General features: G+C 60.9%; 17 protein-coding genes. 7 read left to right on the forward strand and 10 right to left on the reverse strand.

Going from position 1 to position 16,923, the window contains the following annotated elements:
- Positions 1 to 3: 3 nt before the first annotated feature.
- Genes ABD112_RS07200 through ABD112_RS07210 form a run of 3 tightly spaced genes read left to right on the forward strand, consistent with a single transcriptional unit; the run spans position 4 to position 2,404 of the window.
- Positions 4 to 846, forward strand: coding sequence for an ADP-dependent NAD(P)H-hydrate dehydratase (locus ABD112_RS07200; protein ID WP_343924525.1), 843 nt, complete (start codon positions 4 to 6; stop codon positions 844 to 846).
- Positions 843 to 2,096, forward strand: a complete 1,254-nt coding sequence (locus tag ABD112_RS07205; RefSeq protein ID WP_343924526.1) for a glycosyltransferase 87 family protein — start codon at positions 843 to 845, stop codon at positions 2,094 to 2,096. The genes ABD112_RS07200 and ABD112_RS07205 overlap by 4 nt, the downstream gene beginning before the upstream one ends.
- Positions 2,093 to 2,404, forward strand: a complete 312-nt coding sequence (locus tag ABD112_RS07210) for a thiamine-binding protein (RefSeq protein ID WP_343924527.1) — start codon at positions 2,093 to 2,095, stop codon at positions 2,402 to 2,404. Before ABD112_RS07205 ends, ABD112_RS07210 begins: the two co-directional genes overlap by 4 nt.
- A 9-nt stretch (positions 2,405 to 2,413) precedes the next feature.
- Here the strand turns inward: ABD112_RS07210 and ABD112_RS07215 are convergent, their stop codons facing one another.
- From ABD112_RS07215 to ABD112_RS07240, 6 genes are all read right to left on the reverse strand, one after another.
- The gene (locus ABD112_RS07215; protein ID WP_343924528.1) at positions 2,414 to 3,085 is read right to left on the reverse strand and encodes a response regulator; all 672 of its coding nucleotides are present in this window, start codon (positions 3,083 to 3,085) and stop codon (positions 2,414 to 2,416) included.
- Between the two features lie 37 nt (positions 3,086 to 3,122).
- Positions 3,123 to 4,376, reverse strand: coding sequence for a hypothetical protein (locus ABD112_RS07220; RefSeq protein ID WP_343924530.1), 1,254 nt, complete (start codon positions 4,374 to 4,376; stop codon positions 3,123 to 3,125).
- Positions 4,373 to 5,536: a sensor histidine kinase gene (locus tag ABD112_RS07225; protein ID WP_343924532.1), complete on the reverse strand. Its 1,164-nt coding sequence runs from the start codon at positions 5,534 to 5,536 to the stop codon at positions 4,373 to 4,375. The genes ABD112_RS07220 and ABD112_RS07225 overlap by 4 nt, the downstream gene beginning before the upstream one ends.
- A 115-nt stretch (positions 5,537 to 5,651) precedes the next feature.
- On the reverse strand, positions 5,652 to 6,857 hold the full coding sequence (gene metX, locus ABD112_RS07230; protein ID WP_343924534.1) for a homoserine O-acetyltransferase MetX: 1,206 nt from the start codon (positions 6,855 to 6,857) through the stop codon (positions 5,652 to 5,654).
- 120 nt (positions 6,858 to 6,977) lie between these two features.
- Positions 6,978 to 8,297, reverse strand: coding sequence for a bifunctional o-acetylhomoserine/o-acetylserine sulfhydrylase (locus ABD112_RS07235; RefSeq protein WP_343924535.1), 1,320 nt, complete (start codon positions 8,295 to 8,297; stop codon positions 6,978 to 6,980).
- Between the two features lie 100 nt (positions 8,298 to 8,397).
- A complete protein-coding gene (locus ABD112_RS07240) occupies positions 8,398 to 9,492 on the reverse strand; it encodes an acyltransferase family protein (RefSeq protein WP_343924537.1) in 1,095 nt (364 codons plus the stop codon).
- Positions 9,493 to 9,524: 32 nt separating this feature from the next.
- Between ABD112_RS07240 and ABD112_RS07245 the strand changes: the two genes are divergently transcribed.
- The gene (locus ABD112_RS07245) at positions 9,525 to 10,298 is read left to right on the forward strand and encodes an SDR family oxidoreductase (protein WP_343924538.1); all 774 of its coding nucleotides are present in this window, start codon (positions 9,525 to 9,527) and stop codon (positions 10,296 to 10,298) included.
- On the opposite strand, the gene ABD112_RS07250 is transcribed toward ABD112_RS07245, so the two are convergent.
- The gene (locus ABD112_RS07250) at positions 10,295 to 11,818 is read right to left on the reverse strand and encodes an MFS transporter (RefSeq protein WP_425563812.1); all 1,524 of its coding nucleotides are present in this window, start codon (positions 11,816 to 11,818) and stop codon (positions 10,295 to 10,297) included. The genes ABD112_RS07245 and ABD112_RS07250 overlap by 4 nt on opposite strands.
- Before the next feature lie 44 nt (positions 11,819 to 11,862).
- Between ABD112_RS07250 and ABD112_RS07255 the strand changes: the two genes are divergently transcribed.
- Positions 11,863 to 12,531, forward strand: coding sequence for a uracil-DNA glycosylase (locus ABD112_RS07255; RefSeq protein WP_343924539.1), 669 nt, complete (start codon positions 11,863 to 11,865; stop codon positions 12,529 to 12,531).
- A gap of 38 nt (positions 12,532 to 12,569) precedes the next feature.
- Complete coding sequence (locus ABD112_RS07260) at positions 12,570 to 13,076, forward strand: GNAT family N-acetyltransferase (protein WP_343924541.1); 507 nt, start codon at positions 12,570 to 12,572, stop codon at positions 13,074 to 13,076.
- A gap of 161 nt (positions 13,077 to 13,237) precedes the next feature.
- Here ABD112_RS07260 and ABD112_RS07265 read toward each other — a convergent pair whose 3' ends face one another.
- From ABD112_RS07265 to ABD112_RS07275, 3 genes are read right to left on the reverse strand one after another with little or no spacing between them, the layout of a single operon-like run.
- Entirely contained in the window at positions 13,238 to 14,008 is a 771-nt protein-coding gene (locus tag ABD112_RS07265) for an ABC transporter permease (protein ID WP_343924543.1), read from the reverse strand.
- Positions 14,005 to 14,895: an ABC transporter ATP-binding protein gene (locus ABD112_RS07270; RefSeq protein WP_343924544.1), complete on the reverse strand. Its 891-nt coding sequence runs from the start codon at positions 14,893 to 14,895 to the stop codon at positions 14,005 to 14,007. The genes ABD112_RS07265 and ABD112_RS07270 overlap by 4 nt, the downstream gene beginning before the upstream one ends.
- Complete coding sequence (locus ABD112_RS07275; RefSeq protein ID WP_343924546.1) at positions 14,892 to 15,251, reverse strand: GntR family transcriptional regulator; 360 nt, start codon at positions 15,249 to 15,251, stop codon at positions 14,892 to 14,894. Before ABD112_RS07275 ends, ABD112_RS07270 begins: the two co-directional genes overlap by 4 nt.
- 92 nt (positions 15,252 to 15,343) lie before the next feature.
- On the opposite strand from ABD112_RS07275, the gene ABD112_RS07280 reads away from it, so the two are divergent.
- Positions 15,344 to 16,771, forward strand: a complete 1,428-nt coding sequence (locus tag ABD112_RS07280; protein WP_343924547.1) for an amidase — start codon at positions 15,344 to 15,346, stop codon at positions 16,769 to 16,771.
- Positions 16,772 to 16,923 lie beyond the last annotated feature (152 nt).

A 16,923-nucleotide genomic window follows, 5' to 3' on the forward strand; every position in this document is an offset into this window, starting at 1 on the left:
ACCATGGGGAGCAATGCGATGTGGAATGCCGAGGATGCGGCCCGTCATATCGCAGCGCCCAAGCACAGCGACGATAAGTACAGCCGCGGAGTGTTGGGCGTGATCACCGGCTCAGCGCAGTATCCCGGTGCGGCAGTTTTGGGCGTCGAAGCGGCACTGCGCACTGGCGTCGGCATGGTCCGATACGTGGGGCCGGAGCGCGCGCAAGACCTCATCTTGCAGCGACGGCCCGAAGCGGTGATGTCCGCGGGGCGAGTTCAAGCCTGGCTCATCGGTTCAGGAATGGATTTTGCGAATCGCGAAGAAGCGGCCGAAGAGCGGATCATGCAAGCGCTCAAGCACAGCGTGCCGTTTGTACTCGACGGTGGGGCGCTCGATGTCGCGAGACGGGTATCGGGGCCAGCAGTCATCACTCCGCACTATCGTGAGCTGGGGCGGCTGCTCGATGAACCAGTCGAGAATATCGCTGCAGACCCCGAGAAGTGGGCGAAAGAGGCAGCGCAGCGACTCGGCCTCACCGTGCTCCTCAAGGGGCACACTACTCACGTGAGCGACGGAGTCGCGACGGTGGCGGTTGAGGCGGCCCCAGCGTGGCTGGCAACCGCTGGTGCCGGAGACGCGCTCGGTGGCATCCTCGGTTCCCTCGTAGCCACGCACAGCGACGAAGTGCTCGCAGACCCCAGCCTGCTCGTGGGCCTCGCAGCAACGGCATCCTTCGTCCACGGCAAAGCCGCATTTCGAGCGAGCGCTGGCGGACCGCTCACTATTCTCGATCTGTGTGCCCAGGTGCCCGCCGTCATTGCTGAACTTGTTGGCGGCGACGCAGCAGTCGCTGATTCGGTGTGACAACCTCACGGACAGTCAGCGCGCTCGCGCTGTGGCTAACGTTTGTTGCCGTGCATCTCGTGCTCGGTCTGCTAAATCTCTTTGCGCCAGGGCTGCCGCTGGGCGATGTCACCATCGTTTACGCACGATGGGCTGAGCAGGCCTACTCCTCAGGTGTCGTTGTCGGCGTCGATATGCCGTGGGTGTATCCGTTGCTGGCGATCGTGCCGATTTTGGCATCCGTGACCTTCGGCCTCGAGCACATCGCTGCGGCGTGGCTTTCGATCGTGATGGTAGTGAATATTCTTGCGCTGGGCTTTCTTACCCGGTGGGGGCGTTCACGTTCGGGAGTTGCCGCGGGATGGTGGTGGGTGACATTCTTGCTCGCGCTCGGCCCTATCGCGCTGGCCAGGATCGACGCGATCACCGTCGCCGTCGCGATCATTGGTGTGACACTGTTGCGATCGCATCCGCAGGTCGCCGGAGTTGTCTTGGCCTGTGCCACCTGGATCAAAGTGTGGCCAGCGGCGTTCGTGCTTGCTGCGCTCATTCTGGTGCGGGATCGCTGGAAGATCGCGGTGGCTGCAGCAGCTACTACTGCGACGATCGTGGTGTTCGCGCTGCTCGCCGGCGCCGGCTGGAATGTGTTCAGTTTCATCACTCAACAAACGGGCCGCGGCATCCAGATTGAGTCGCCCATTGCCGGTTTCTGGCTGTGGCAGATCATCGCCGGCGTGCCAGACACCTTCATTTATTACGACAACACCATCCTGACCTTTCAGATCGCGGGTGCTGGGGTCGAACTCGCTGCCGCTGTAGTGACCCCGTTGCTGGCTCTAGTCGTTGCCCTAATCGCGTTGCTTGGGCTTCGAGCGGTGCGCGCGGGTGCTGCTTCGTTGAACGTCTTACCGATGCTGACCTTGGCACTGGTTTCAGCACTGATCGTTGTCAACAAGGTGGGCTCGCCCCAATTCATTTCCTGGCTCGCTGTGCCGATCGTGCTCGGGCTACTGACGCGCACTGTTCATGGATCGCCGAGTTTTCGTGTGCCCGCGGTTCTCACTCTTGTGATCGCGGTGCTTACACACACCGTCTATCCCTACCTCTACCACCTGCTTTTGTCCTCGAACCCCCCAATAATTACCATGTTGAGCGTCAGAAATCTGTTGCTCATTGTCTTGTTAGGGTGGGCGATTGTGGGGCTTGCCAAGCTAGCTTCGGCAGCACTTTCTTCACCCCCGGTTATTCCACAAGCAAAGGAGTCAGCATGATCGTCGCATTCTCAGTAGCACCCAGTGGTGGACCCGACGGAACAGACTCGGTGCACAATGCTGTGGCAGCCGCGGTGAAGGTCGTGCGCGACTCCGGACTGCCCAATCAGACAGACTCGATGTTCACCACGATCGAGGGCGACTGGGATGAAGTGTTCGCCGTGGTGAAAGCCGCGACCGACGCTGTTGGCGCTTTCGGATCGCGCGTTTCGCTCGTGTTGAAGGCCGACATTCGCCCCGGTCACACTGGGGAAATGTCTGGCAAAGTTGAACGCCTCGAAGAAGCGATCATTCGCTCAGAGAGTTAGCGATGCAGCCTAAAGGTGGTGCATCGTGTCGGTTTCGATGAGGATGCCATCTTCTAGGGCACGCTTGCGCAGTGCCACCTTGGTTCCCACATCGAAGCCCGCGACGCGGTACTTCTCACGAATGCGCTTGAGGTAACTCTTGGCGGTCTCTTCAGAGATGCTGAGCTGGTACGCGACCGACTTGACCGGTTCGCCTCCGCCATAGAGTGCCATCACGCGACGTTCTTGCGCGCTGAGCTTGGGGGCTCCACCGATCTCGTCGGCGTTGAGTGCGAGGTCGAGTTCGGCTGAAACGAATGATTCGCCCTGAGATGCGGCACGAATTGCTTCAACGATCATGTCGGCGTCTTCGCTCTTCACGAGATAGCCGAGTGCGCCGGCGGCGAGAGCTTCACGAACGACGTTGGGTTCGGAGTAGGTGCTCATGAGTACAACGCGCACGCCCATTGACTTGAGCGTGTTGATCTTGAGCGACACCGGAATATTGTCTTTGAGGTCGAGGTCGAGCAACACGACATCTACTGGGAACTCTGGATGGATCGTTAGCTCTGGCCACGTAGGAACGGCCACGACCATGTCGATGTCTGCGGCAGCCTTTCGGATCCACTCGGTGAGAGCGCCGAGCAACATTCGGTGATCGTCAACGATTGCGAGCCGGATACGCTTTGTTGGTTCAGTCACAATGAATTCCTCTAGTCGATCGTCTTATCTTATGAATTTATTGGTCGGCGGGGTTGTCGACAAGGCATTCAATGTCGAGCCTCACACTGGAATCTTCCGTGGAGTCGGTGTAGCTTCCGACTTTTGCTATGGCTTCCCACGTAGAAGAGTCGATCCGATTGCGGATCACCCCGACAGAGGTGATCGCGATTCCGATTGCCACTTTGTCTTCGAAGCCAGGGGATAAAACAGTTGTCGATGGCGCAATAGTGATATGAACGGAGTTCTTGGCACCACGTTTGGTTGTGTCCGTCACAAACAGCCAAGCGGTAGAGAGAAGTCCGTCGCGCTGCACGGGGTCGAGCAGCCCAGCGAGGCTACCCTTGTCGGTCAGTCGCACTGACTTGCCGAGCAGGTCTGATTCGGTAATCGCGTGGTACAGCCAGGTCTCACGTCGTCCCTCGATGAGGTGCAGGCGCAGCTCCGTTGCCAGCGATGCCGCGGTCGAGGCAATCTTGGGCGTGAGGGGAAGCTTTGTCGATCCATTTGCTACCGAGTCGAGCAGCTTCTCCGCAGCCAAGTCGAGGCGTGCGAGTTCTTCGGATGCCATCATTCCCACCGCAAAACGGGGTGCGGTGAGTGTGCTCTGCACGAGCACGCGATCGAGTTCGACCTGCACCAGTCGGCGGAAGTTTCTGATGAGTGCGAGCCCGATCACGGTGGGAAGTACAGCGAACGAAACTGCTGTGATCTGTGGTGCGAGATTGTCGGTCGTGAACGGAACATTCACGATGACGGCGACAGCCAGCGCTGCACCGATCGCCGAAACGGAAATGATGATGTCGGAGCTGGGGCGAACCGTGAGCACAAGCAGTAGCGTCATTCCCGCAGCAATTGCTGACGTAGCGTACCCGCCGATGTCGTGAAGCGGCCAGATGGCGTAAAGGTCGAGTGCGACCACGGCGGCGAGGCCGACAAGGAAGAGTGCGAACATCCAATGGGGAAGCTGGCCGCTCACGAGCTGGACCGTGGTGATGGTTCCGACGATCACGATGATGAGGGCGATCCACGCCAGCGCAGCCGGGATCGGGTTGGGATATTGGTCCCACTGGGCAACAAGCCAGACGAGCCCGTAAATTGCCCGAAGGCTCACGAGCACGGCAGCGCCGACGCCCACAAAACCTGTTCCGAGACTGGAAAGTCGTGGAGTGTCGTGGCCGGCGAGGCGGCTAACTGCTGCGCTTTTAGCGTGACGAGGTTTGCCGCCGATAATGACGCCGAGGGTGTTCTCTTCTGGGGGAGCGTAGGTCATCGCGGAACCTCCAAGACAACTGTCGTGCCCGAGCCGGGGGTGGAGAACAGTCGAGCCTGGCCGCCGACTTCTTTGAGCCGAGCAACAACTGATTCCTTGAACCCGAGGCTGGCAGAGTCAACGTCGTCGAGCACGAAACCCACCCCGGAGTCTGTGATCATTGCGCGCACGGTCGTATCATCTTCGGTGATGGTGACGTGTGCATCCGTGACTCCCGAATGCCGGCGAACGTTCTCTAGACATTCAGCAAGAGCTAACAGGAACGCATCGAGCACATCGCTTGGCAGCAGAACCTGACCAGTGCCGTGCCAGCTCACTTCGAGCCCCATGCGACCGAAGCGCTGTTTAACTGACTCCAGGGTCGTACCGAGCACCGTTTCGCTCACCGGAGTGCTGAGGTTGTAGTCTCCGGATGCTTGCGGAGTGGGGGTGGCGCCGAGTCGAAGCTGCCGCAGCAGGCGCGCATCATCGCCCGCTTGCTGGCGCATCGCATCCGCAGAAACCCCCAAACCCGAGTGTGCGAGCAGGGTGAGCGTAGCCAAGACGGTGTCATGTAGCAGGCGGGCACCCTGGCGTCGTTGAGCTTCAGTTTCGCTCGCCTGACGCTCAGCGCGGTGGGCGCGGCCGATGCTGGCAATGCGGCGAACTGCCTGAGGCACGCCCGAACTAATCCAGAACCCGATGAGTGCCGCGAGGAGCCAACCGAACGTCAGCAGCGCGAGTGTGGGGATGGGGTTCTGGAATGGCTCAAGAGCTAAGACTGATGTGCCCGCTACAGCGACGAAGCTGGCGAGAAGTACGAGCCGTCGCGTGAGCGTGGTGGTGAGCACAATGCCGAGACAGGCGAGTGACGCCGAGCCAAGTTGGGCGGCTGCGGAAAGCCCTGATTGACCAGGGCCGCCTGGGGTGCCTGCGATGAGAAAGATTGCGAGGATTCCGGCAACGAATGCGGGAATCACCCAGCCGAGCGAGCGGCTGTTGCCAACCTGAAGCTGCATGACCCCAATGATCAGATACAGCGGGAGACTCAGGAGAAGTGTCATCGTTTGGACAGCGCCGGGAAGACTCAAGCAAATGACCGAAATGGTCAGAAAACTAAGACTCGCTACCCGCGCAGTGCGTTGCAGTAGGCGATCCCGTTCTTTAGCGATGAGGTCCATTTGTCGCAATGTTTGCACATTTCTACCCTCAACCGGGGGTGGCACACCGCCTTTTGGCATGAGGAATCGGCATTTACGTGTCAACACGCTCAGCGGGCGGTGATTCTCAGCGGCCCTAGAGGTTGAGGAGCCGCTCGAGTTGGCCGCCAACAAGCTCCGACTCGATCAAGAATCCGTCGTGCCCGAACGGCGAATGGATGACGTGGGGTAGCGCGCCGTCAATGTTGCCAGGCAGATGTTCGGCAATGACCTCTTGACCGGAGACGGGAAAAAGTCGATCGCTATCGATGCCGAGCACGAGCGCCGGCATCGTTGCCCGGCTAAGGGCCTGCTCCATAGTTCCTCGACCGCGGGCAACATCGTGCGAGCTCATTGCTTCGGCCAGTGTGATGTAACTATTGGCGTCGAAACGCCGCGCAAACTTGTTGCCGTGAAAATCGAGGTAGCTCTCTACCGCGTAGCGACCGCCGCGACCCCACGGGCTGACGTCGCTCTGCCAAGTGCGCTCAAAACGCTCGTTCAGCTCATCGGGGGAACGGTAGTTGAGGAGTGCGAGGCGGCGAGCGAGTGCGAGTCCACGGTGCGGACCATCGCCGTCGGCGGCGTCGTAATATGCGCCATCTGCAAATGCAAGATCGGTGCGGATTGACTCCACCTGCACCGAGTTGTGCGCAATCTGGTCTGCCGTCGACACTGGTGGCGCGGCAAGGATCGCGACCTTGGACACCCGGTCAGTCTGCCCGACAGCCCACTCGAGCGCGTGCATGCCGCCCATTGAGCCGCCGATGACCGCCGCCCAGTGATCAATGCCGAGCGCGTCGCTCAGCGCAACCTGTGCGGCTACTTGGTCGCGAATGGTGACAAAGGGGAAGCGGGCGCCAAACTCGGCTCCGTCGGGGGCGTGAGACGCCGGGCCGGTGCTGCCCTGACAGCCACCCAAGATATTGGGCGCAACGACAAACCAACGGTTGGTGTCGATTGCTTTGCCCGGACCAACCAGGTCGTTCCACCATCCGGCGGTCGAATGCCCGTCACCGGGAGTGCCAGCAATGTGGCTGTCGCCGGTGAGAGCGTGCGCTACGAGGATGGCGTTTGATGCATCCGCGTTGAGGATTCCGTGCGTCTCGTAGGCGATGCGGGCAGACGCAAGCTTTCCGCTGAACTCCAACGAAAGATTAGTGATGGTGGTGAAGAGGCGTTGACCGGCGGGATCGCCCTCGCGCCACGCGCCCGTTGCCGGAGGCTTGCCGAGGAGCGAACGCACGTTTGCGTCAGTGATAAATGCCGAAGGAACAGTGTCTTCGGGTGTCTGCCAGTCCATGTCCTCCTAAGTATCGCGAACGAACCTGTGCGGCACGAAATTGTTACGCGAATCGGGTAGGCGGTTAACGAGAAAAGTGGCGACAGTGTTCAGAGAACACCGCCGCCACCAACAGCAGTCTTAGGCGCTCGCGCGAACCTCTGCTGTCTTTGCGCGTGCCGCATCAAAACCAGACTGCAGGTCAGCCTTGATGTCCTCGATGTTCTCGAGGCCCACCGAGAGACGCACCAGTCCTGGCGTGACTCCGGCAGTCAACTGCTGCTCGGGGGAGAGCTGTGAGTGGGTGGTCGATGCGGGGTGAATGATGAGGCTGCGAACGTCACCGATGTTGGCAACGTGGCTGAACAGCGAGACACCATTCACGAATGAACGACCAGCTTCGACGCCGCCCTTAAGCTCGAACGAGAGAACTCCACCGACACCCTTGGGGGCGTACTTGTTGGCGTTGGCGTACCAGGGGCTTGTGGGGAGCCCGGCGTAGTACACAACGTCAACGTCGTCGTGGCTGTCGAGCCATTCGGCAATTGCTTGGGCGTTCTGAACGTGCCGTTCGATGCGCAGGCTAAGTGTCTCAATGCCCTGGATAAGCGAGAAGGCGCTATCGGGGGAGATTGCAGAACCGAGGTCGCGCAGCAATTGAACGCGCGCCTTGATGATGTAGGCAATGGCGTCGCCGAGCACTCCCGTGTAGCTCGCACCGTGGTATGAGGGGTCGGGTTCGGTGAGTCCGGGGAACTTGTCGACGTTCTTCGACCACTCGAACTTGCCGCCATCGACGATTACTCCGCCCAGTACCGTGCCGTGGCCACCCAGGAACTTGGTCGCCGAGTGAACAATGATGTCGGCGCCGTGCTCGAACGGACGGATCAGGTACGGAGTCGCGATCGTGTTGTCGACGATTAGTGGAACACCGTTCGCGTGTGCAACTTCTGCAACGAGTTCGATGTCGAGCACGTTGATGCGCGGGTTGCCGATGGTCTCAGCAAACAGAAGCTTGGTGTTTGGGCGCACCGCAGCAGCCCACTCGGCGGCGTCATCCTGGTTCTCAACGAACGTGGTTTCGATGCCGAGCTTGGCGAGCGTGTACTTGAAGAGGTTGTACGTTCCGCCGTAGACCGACGAAGACGAGACGATGTGGTCGCCAGCTTGAGCAATGTTGAGAACGGCGAACGTTGTTGCCGACTGGCCGGAAGCGAGCAGCAGCGCTGCGGTTCCGCCTTCGAGAGCGGCGACGCGCTGCTCTACGACGTCCTGCGTCGGGTTCTGGATGCGCGTGTAAATGTTGCCAAATTCGGCAAGCGCGAACAGGTTCTTGGCGTGATCTGCGTCATTGAACACGTAAGCCGTGGTTTTGTAGATCGGCGTTGCCCGCGCATTGGTCGTGGGATCAGGCTGCGCGCCAGAGTGGATCTGCTTGGTTTCGAAGTTCCAGTCGCTCACGGCGGCCTCCTAGATAGGTTGGTGGATCGGGATATCCGCCACACTGTGAGCCTAAGCAGGGCCCGCGACCCGGTCAATCAGTCCTGAAATATGTCGTAACTCAGGGTTTCTTGGCCGGTGGCGCCGAGTCGTCGGGCAACGGTGCAAAGAACCACCGAGGTTTCGGCTCAATGATGTGGTGGAAGATCTTCTTCACGATCGGGGCCGACAAAACCAATGCTACGCCGATTGATGCGAGCACGAGACTGAGAAGCCACATCGCCGAAGCCCGTTCATCCTGCAGCAGTCCACTCTCGCGGAGGGGGTAGAGAACGAAGCTGTGGAGTAGGTAGACGTACATGGTTGCTTGCCCGGCATCCGTGATCCAGGTGTGGCGGCGCGGTACGAGCGAGAAGAACGCAGCACTCAGGATTACGGCGAGAACGATGAGGCCGAGCCGCACGCCTCCAGCAAACCACTGGCTTTCGCCGAGGCCTTGATAGGAGTCGTCGTAGAAGAACCAGAAGCGCAGATCGATGGTTCGCCACAGATCGATGTTGCTCAAGATGATGGCGAGCCAGCCGGCAAAAACGGTGACGGCGAGTCCGCGGTAGAGCCACACGGAACGAGTGGCTGTCTGCCAGCGTTCGATAACTCCCCACTCGCGGAGCTTCCAGCCGAGCACAAAGAAGGGAAGGATTCCGATCGCGCGGGAGAGCGAGAACGTGCTGTCGACGTTGTCGAAATAGCCAACTCCGATCGAGCCAATGACGGCCCATGCAAGGGGCCAGCGAAGCAGAGCGAGATAGGGGAGTATCAGCCGGAAAATACCGAGAGCGAGGAGAAACCAGAGCGTCCAACTCGGTTTCGACGGGTTGAGGTCAGTCTCACCTTCGGCGAAGAACTTCACGAGAGCCCAAATGGCTTCCATGATGAAGTACGGCAACAGGATGTCGGTGAGCACTCGACGCATCTGCAGTGCCGATGGTGGCCCCGGCTTAGAGAAGTAGCCGCTGATGATGGCGAACGCGGGCATGTGGAATGCGTAGATAAAGAGGTAGAGCGCTAGCGCGTAATTGGAGTCGTAGGTGAGCCTCTGGATGCCGTGGCCGATCACCACGAGCGTGACGGCTAGAAAGCGCGCGTTATCCCAGTGCGGCATGCGTACTGAGGGAACGCGGGCAGCCCGCGGGGGCGAGAGAGAAACTCCGGTCATTCGTCGAAGTGTAATACCGCTACTTTGGAAGAATGGTGAATCAGCGAGTAGTAGTGACAGGGGCAAGTTCAGGCATTGGTGAGGCGACCGCGCGGCGGTTTGCTTCGCGCGGGTGGCAGGTGGTTGCTGTTGCTCGTCGTGAGGAACGGCTTGCGGCGCTCGCGGCAGACACCGGGATCGATACGTTCGTGGCCGATGTGACGAAACAGGTTGATGTCGACGCGCTCGCCGCCTACCTTCGCGAGCTCGGCCCCATCCACGCCCTCGTCAATAACGCGGGTGGAGCGCTCGGCGTTGCCAGCGTCGAAGACAGCGATGCGGATGACTGGATTCGTATGTTCGACGTCAACGTTGTGGGCACCAAGCGCGTAACGAGCGCGCTTTTGCCGTTGCTGCGCGAAGCGATCGTGGAGGGCGACACGGCGACGATCCTCATGGTCACTTCGATTGCGGCCACCGTGCCGTATGAAGGTGGCAGCGGCTATAACGCCGCCAAGTTTGCCCAGCACGCGCTCACTGCTGTGCTGCGGTTGGAGCTAGCGGGGGAGCCAATCCGGGTGATTGAGGTTGCTCCCGGAATGGTGAAGACAGAAGAGTTCGCGCTCGTTCGTTTCGGAGGCGACGCGGCCAAGGCGGACACTGTTTACGACAATGTTCCCGACCCGCTCGTCGCTGATGACATCGCCGAAACGATTGTGCACGCCCTTGAGCTGCCGCCGTTTGTCAATATCGACCTGGTGACGGTGAAGCCTGTTGCCCAGGCAGCACCCCACAAGATGATCAGGGGCGAGCTCAAGCCCCGCTAATCGTTGTCGTTGCGAGGGGTCGGCGCGGTTGCGGCACCCTCGGTAGCAGCGTCATCCGCGCCGACGACCGGCACGAGTTCATCGATCTCGTCGATGACATCGGCGAAAGCGAGCTTGGGCACGAGGAACAGCAGCACAGCTGCGACGAGCGCGCCGCCACCGCAGATCGCAAACACAGTCAGGTAGCCGAGCAGGCTTGAGGCCGTTTCGGTGACCGCGGATGCGGCCCCGGCCAGGAGCACAATGGCAAAGATCGCGGAGGCGAACGAGCCACCAATGGTCTTGGTCGTATTCGTGAGAGCCGTTGCAATTCCGGTCTGGCCGCGTGGAGCCGCCGCCGCAGCAGCGGCAGGTAGCGCGCCAACGAGCGCACCGGAGCCAAGCCCGGCAACGCTCATATTGAGGAACACGCTCAGCACGGTGTCGTGGTTGGGCAAGAACATCAGATAGCCAGTGGCTACGAAGAACGTGGCAACAATGAGTGCGACGCGTGGGCTCTTCCACTTCGAGAGCACGGGGAAGAGTAGCGCCCCCACGATCATTGAGACCAGATAGGCACCAATGATGTACGAGATCTCATCCGATTCCATGCCGAGACCGTAGCCGTTGATGGGGTCGGTGCCGGCGAAGGTGGCGAGCGGCGCTTGAGCACCAAGGAGGCTGATGCCGACGAGCCCCGCCGTGAGTTGGACGGGCCACATGCTGGGGTCTCGCAGCATCCGAAGATCGATTGCTGGATCTTTGTGGCGCAGTTCGTAACGACCCCACGGGATGAAGGTGGCGACACCAGCGAGCATCACCAGATACACCCACCAGGCGCCGGGGCCATTAATGCGCAAGAACGTGAGGCCCGAGGTGATGAGTAGCAGACCGATTGTGAGGAACACGAAGCCCCAGAAGTCGAGCGAGCGACCGGGCAGCGGCTTTGATTCGGGAACACCGAACAGGATGACGAAGAAGACGACGGTCACAGCAATAGCGGGGATCATTAGGGTCTGCTGCACGTTCTCGCCGAATGCTTTGAAGATGCGGCCGCCACCCAGGGCACCCATGATCGCCCCAGCCTCGAGGGCAACGACGAGGAAGCCTGCGGCCCGACGGGTTTGCGATGCGCCCATGCCGGTGACGCGTCCGCGGTCAAAGATCAGTGCGACCTCGAGGGGGAGCCACACAACGTAGAACCCCTGCAGCGCCCACGCGATCAAGAAGCTCGTGAAGTCTCCTGTGAACGCCAGCCACCACGTCGCGCCGGCCGTAAACACTGTCGAAATGAGCAGGATGCGCTTGTGGCCGTGCATATCGCCGAGCTTTGCCAGAATGGGCACCACAATCGCGCTCAGCAGCAGTTGGGCAGCCTCGAACCAGTTGAAGTCTGCATCGCGGATGCCCAAGTGCTCAACCAGGTCGGGGATCAGCGGGATGTAATAACCCTGAATGATTCCGCTCACCAGCTCGACAAAGAAGAGATAGCCGATGAGGCCAAAAGTGATGGCTCCGGATTTTCCGCGCAGCAATGACATGAACGGATGCTATCGGTAGCCGGGGCGGAAGCTAGCGTAGTGACATGGACTTCAGCAGTGTCGACCCCGGGTGGTCTCCCGTCTTGCAGCCGTTGGCCTCGGAGCTGGGTGCTGTTGGCGAGTTTCTCGATGGCGAAACTGCGGCGCGGCGGTCGTGGCTGCCTGATTCGGCGGCTGTGCTGCGGGCCTTCCAAACACCGTTCGACGACGTACGGGTGCTGATCGTCGGCCAAGACCCGTACCCGACTCCCGGGCACGCCGTTGGTTTGGCGTTCTCAGCCGACCGTTCGGTGCGGCCGTTGCCCCGCAGTCTCGCCAGCATGTACAAAGAACTGAACGCCGACCTCGGCATCCCGCCCGCAGCTCATGGCGATCTGAGTGCATGGCAACGCCAAGGCGTGCTGCTGCTCAACAGGGTGCTGACAGTGCGGTCGGGGGAGACCGGATCGCACCGTCGTCACGGATGGGAAGAGGTGACAGCCCATGCCATAAGGGCGCTCGCGGTCCGACCGCAACCACTTGTTGCTGTGCTGTGGGGGAAAGATGCGGCATCCATCGCCCCGCTACTCGGCGATACCCCCGTGATTGTGAGCCCGCACCCGAGTCCGCTGTCGGCTAGTCGGGGCTTCTTCGGTTCGACGCCGTTTAGTCGAGTGAATGCTGCGCTTAAGGCGCAGGGGGCTGCGCCAATCGACTGGAGCGTTGACCCATAAAATGGGTGTCTCACTACTTCACACTTCGGGAGCAGCCCATGGCACACCACTTGAGAGACGCCACTGCGGCTGACGATGCGACGCTCGCCGAAATCTATGGACACTTCGTAACTACGACCGTTGTCACGTTCGACATTGTGGAGGTGACAACGGAGACGATGGCGCTCAAGCGCACGACCGTTCAAGACTCGGGGCTGCCGTTCATCGTCGCTGTCGACGAGAACGACCGCGCGCTCGGCTATGCGGCTATGTTCCCGTGGCGCCCCAAAGCGGCCTACAAACTCACGGTTGAGAGCTCGATTTACCTGTCGCCGGCCGCAACCGGTCGAGGGCTCGGGGGAGCGCTCATGGAGGCGCTCATCCAGCGCGGTCGCGATGCGGGCATCCGCGAACTAATCGCCGTGATTTCGGATGACGGTGCCGATGCCTCCATCCACCTGCACCACAAACTGGGCTTCGAATCGATCGGGCACCTCAAGCGCGTCGGATTCAAATTCGATCGCTGGGTCGGTACGTATCTCATGCAGAAGTCTCTCGAAGAGTAGCGACTAGCTCAGTGCCGCAGACCGGTTCGCCAGAGCTTTCGGCCTCGCGGGCCTTCACCCGCGTAAACAGAGTGAACGAACGGATGCCCGGCCTCCGCGATGGAGAGCCGGGCATCCGGTTTCGGGTGTGTATTTGGTTGTGAGTGCAGAGGTTTCGCTGACTACACTGCGTTTCTCGGCGTTGCTCCGCGCAGCAGGACGAACCCGGAGACGGCGCTGATCGCCGTGATGACGAGACTCCAGCTCACCACTCCAACGATGCCAAGACTTACCAGGCTCTCTCCCACAGCACCCCACGATTCAGTGAAGGTCGCGAGGGCGATCAGGGCTACGAGAAACGCTCCGACAACGATGAAGAAGACTACAACTCCGCTGGCCTTCCAGCGCACCCAGACCGTCGCGATTGCTGCGCCAAAGAACAGGAAGAACAGGAACAGCACGAACTCCACGTAGACGCGTTCGAGCGCGGAGTCACCGAAGTAGATCGGCGCGAACATCGTGCCGCCCATGCCCCAACCGTTAGTCGCTTTTTCAATCGCGGCCAGAATGGTGAGCCCCGTGGTGTAGATCACGGCGAGGATGACGAACGCGAGTGAACTGCCCAGGTAGTAGTCGCGGCGAGTGACGCCGTAGCCGAGAGCGAAGGGGAAGGTGATGCTGATCGCCTGAATCGCCACCACCATCATGTAGACGAAGATGAAGAGACTGGATCCGCCATATTCCATGCCGTCAAGCACGTTGGTGCGGGCGGCGGGTGACGCTGCCCAATAGATGAGCCCCCAGACCGTCAACGAGAGCACAAAAATGGTGCCGAGAATAATCCACGGCAGCCCCAGCGTCGTCCACGGGTTAGCGAAGTGCAGCTTTGCCACACTGGTGATGCGCTTCAGAGGGCTCGCAGGGTGCGCGAGCGCCCGGGTTGTGGTTGTCATGCGCTGGCCTCGAATTCTGTGGTCTCGTTGCTGGTGAGTTGGATGATGAGCTGCTGCAGCGATACCGGTGACAGTTCCAGCCCGGCCGCTTTCGCGTCGCGGCTCTCGCTCTCGCTGAGTCCGGCAACGGTTACCGAGCTGAGCCCGCCAATGCCATCGCGGTGTAACACCGTTCGGGTGCCGACAAAGGCAGCAACGGCGGTCTTCATGCCGACGACGTTGGTGGCGCGGTTGCGCAGTGTTTCGGCATCCTCGTTGATGAGTAGTTTTCCGTCATCGATCACGAGGACGTGTTCGAGTAGGTTGCTGACCTCGTCAATGAGGTGAGTGGAGAGGATCACGGTGCGCGGGTGGTTGGCGTAGTCCTCAAGGAGGCGGTCGTAGAAGATGTGGCGGGCCACGGCATCCAACCCCAGGTAGGGCTCATCGAAGAAGGTGAGCGGCGCGCGCGAGGCGAGCCCGACGATGACACCGATGGAGGAGAGCTGGCCGCGCGATAGCTTCTTGATGCGTCGGTCGAGGGGGAGCCGGAAGTCGGCGATCAGGCGATCGGCGAACTCTTCATCCCAGTTCGCGAAGAACCAGGGTGCAGTCTTGAACACGTCCTTGGGGCGGAAGTCTTCGGGGTAACGCTGGCTTTCCTTGATGAAGCACGTGTTCTGCAGCACCTTCGCGTTCTCTACCGGTGCTTGCCCGAACAGGGAGATGGTGCCCTCGCTCGCGAATTCTTGCCCGGTCAGTAGCTGCATAAGAGTGGTCTTGCCTGCACCGTTGCGACCGAGGAGGCCGTAAATCTTGTTTTCGGCGACGGAGAAGCTCACGTCGTTGACGGCGACGACTTTGCCGAAGCGCTTCGTGAGGTTGTGTACCTCAATTGTTGACGTCATGAGTTCTTCGCCTCCTTGGCGATCATCTGGGTGAGTTGGGTTGAGTCGATGCCGAGCTTTTCTGCTTCGGCCAAGAGCGGACGTACGTATTCGCTGCTGAACTTGTCGCGGCGTGCACCTTTGAGTTGTTCTTGAGCGCCGGTAGCGACGAACATTCCGATTCCTCGTTTCTTGTAGAGAATTCCTGCATCGACGAGCACGTTGACGCCCTTGAGGGCGGTCGCGGGGTTGATGCGGTAGAAGGCCGCGAACTCGTTGGTCGAGGGCGCCTGGCCCTCTTCGGGGAGGGCGCCGGAGATGATGTCGTTCTCAATGTTCTCGGCGACCTGCGCGAAGATCGGGCGGGAGTCATCCATGTGTGCCTCCTTCCTGCGGTTACTTGGTTGGTTGGTGTTGCAACTAACCAACCAGCATCGCAACGCTTTGTCAAGGCCTTTAGGCTGAACTCGTGTCAGAACTTCACTTCCTCAGCGCCCTCGAACAACTGCACCTCCTGCGCGCGGGGGAGCTGAAGCCCAGCGAACTCGTGGCTCACTATCTCGACCGCATCGAGCGGCTGAACCCCGAGCTCGGTGCTTTCACGGTCGTGACCCCGGATGCCGCACGCGAGCGGGCAGCGGAACTCGAGAAGCTGGGCAGCCGGGCATCCACTCTCTGGGGCTTGGCCTCGGGTGAAAAAGACTTGTGGGCCCGCGCCGGAGTGCGCACCGCCTATGGGTCGCGCGCCTTCGCCCACTTCGTGCCCGAGGTATCCGACGAGGTCGTCGACGTGCTGGATGCGGCCGGCGCCATCAGCCTCGGCAAGACCGCGACCCCCGAGTTCGGTTTGCCTGCCTACACGGAGCCCCTCTCGGATGCCCCCGCCGTGAACCCCTGGAACACCTCCTTGGGGTCGGGCGGCAGCAGCGGGGGAGCAGCCGTCGCGGTTTCGGCGGGTCTCTTGCCTTTCGCGCCAGGCTCGGATGGTGGCGGCTCGATTCGCATCCCCACAGCAGCCACCGGTCTCGTCGGCCTCAAGCCGTCGCGCGGCCGCGTGCCCTCGGGTAGCGGTTTCGGCAGTCTCGGGCAGCTCCCTGTCACAGGCCCGATTGCTCGTACCGTCGCGGATGCCGCCCTCCTGCTCGACGCGCTCGCCGGACCCTCGCCCTATTCCGTCGGCCCGCCAAACTGGGGCGGCGGCGCCTTCCTTAACGCGGCCATCCGCGGCGAAGGCACCTTCAGTATCGGCGTCATGACGACCTCACCCTGGGACGACACCTACGACATCACCGTCTCGCCCGAAGCTCAGGACGCCCTCGACCTCGCCCGCACCGCGCTCGATCAACTTGGCCACGGAAGCGAAGACTTTGCCCTCGAACCCTCACCCGAATACGCCGAAGCCTTCACCGTGCTGTGGCAGGCGGGGGCTGCCGGAATCCCACTCGATGGCGAACAACTGGAGCTCGTGGAGCCCCTCACGAAGTGGCTCGTCGAAAGCGGCCGCCGCATGAGCGCGCGCGAGGTCGGCGTCGCCATCGCGACACTGTCGCGGTTTGAGCGCCGCGTTATCCACCAGTTCTCCTCATATGATGCCGTGCTGACTCCGGCGATGGCGATGACGCCGAGACCACTGGGATGGTTTCATGCCGAGGATGCTTTCGAGAATTTTGCCAAGCAAGTGCAATACACGCCGTGGACGAGTTTTGTGAACGTCGCTGGGCTGCCCGCCATCAGCCTTCCCGTGCATGAGACGGCCGAAGGCCTGCCGATGGGGGTGCAGCTCATCGGGCGACCAGGGCGTGAAGACGTGCTGTTGGCAATTGGCGCGCAACTTGAGCGACGCTTGCAGTGGGGCTCGCGGCATCCGGCAGCATTTCGGGATCAAGGTCAGTCATGACCGTAAAAAATAGCCTGAAGCGACGCCGGCGTAAAATCACCCCTGAACTGGGGGTGAAATAACCTGTGATGTCCTCATTAATGCCGACAGCGGAACAAACTGCATAGGCGATAAATTCTCGATTGGCAGCCACTCGCGTGGACTCGCCGCCA

Origin of the sequence: Rhodoglobus aureus (assembly GCF_039527955.1) — a bacterium.
GTDB lineage: Bacteria > Actinomycetota > Actinomycetes > Actinomycetales > Microbacteriaceae > Rhodoglobus > Rhodoglobus aureus.